The organism is Nonomuraea sp. NPDC049400, assembly GCF_044466425.1.
GTDB lineage: Bacteria > Actinomycetota > Actinomycetes > Streptosporangiales > Streptosporangiaceae > Nonomuraea.
The window spans coordinates 1-1,113 of the sequence record NZ_JBITMP010000167.1 but is presented as its reverse complement, the minus strand read 5'-3'; the positions used below and the strand labels follow the sequence as shown (position 1 = coordinate 1,113).

At 66.8% G+C, this 1,113-nt stretch carries 1 protein-coding gene; it reads left to right on the top strand.

Annotated features, from left to right (window positions below; all coding sequences use genetic code 11):
• Positions 1–126 precede the first annotated feature (126 nt).
• The coding region (locus tag ACIBVN_RS60920; RefSeq protein WP_397152059.1) for a transposase at positions 127–1,113 on the top strand (987 nt) is incomplete at its 3' end.

Sequence of the window (1,113 nt, the reverse complement as noted above, 5' to 3'; positions counted from 1 at the left end):
GTAGCTGGTGTTTTTTGATCTATCTCGTGTCGGTCTCTCCTCGTGTGCCAAGGTGATCGATGTAGGTCACCGGGCGTGGGGAGAGATCGAGCGATGGCAGTGGGCCAGACTCCGATGCAGCCGGGGTTGCTGTCCTCCACGGTGAGTTTTGTCGAGGGTCGGCTGGCGCCGAACTCGATCTACGCGGTGCTGCACCGTGAGTGCCGGAACCTGTTTCCGGACGAGATGTTCGCCGATCTGTTCGCCGAGGATGGCCGTAGGTCGGTGCCGCCGATGATCGTGGCGGTGGTGATGGTGTTGCAGCGGCTGGAGGGGTTGTCGGATCGGGAGGCGGTGGATCGGTTCGCCTTCGATGTGCGGTGGAAGTACGCCGCCGGCGGGCTGGACTTCGATCATCCGGGGTTCGTGCACACGGTGCTGGTGGATATGCGGGCCCGGCTGGCCGCCTCGGATCGGCCGGACCGGATCTTCGAGCGGACCGTGGAGGTGGCCGCCCAGGCCGGGCTGATCGGCCGCAAGCGGGTGTTGGATTCGGCGCCGATCTATGACGCGGTGGCCACTCAGGACACCATCACGCTGATCCGTTCGGCGATCCGGGGCCTGCTGCGCGCTTGCGATCGGGAGTTGCGGGTGGAGTTGCGGGCGGTGATCTCCAGTGGGGACGCCTACACCGATCTTGGTAGTAAGCCGGTCATCGACTGGACCGACCAAGCGGAGCGGGAGGCGCTGATCGACTCGCGGGCCCGCGATGGGTTCGCGCTGCTGGCCGTTCTGGACGGACGGAAGGTGGCTGAGGATGTCGATCAGGCGGCCCGGCTGCTGGCCACCGTGCTGGGCCAGGACCTGGAGCAGGGCGAGGACGGGGTGTTTCGGATCGCCCGCAAGGTGGCCAAGGACCGTGTCATCTCCACTGTCGATGCCGAGGCGCGGCACGGCCGCAAGACGGTGGCGCGCTCGTTCGACGGATACAAAGGCCACATCGCCGAGGATCCCGACAGCGAGATCATCACTGCCACCCGGGTGACGGCAGGCAACGTGGGCGATGCCGAACCGGCCGCCGAACTCCTGGCTGACCTCCTGTCCGAGCAGGCCGAGCAGGCCGAGCAGGCCGAG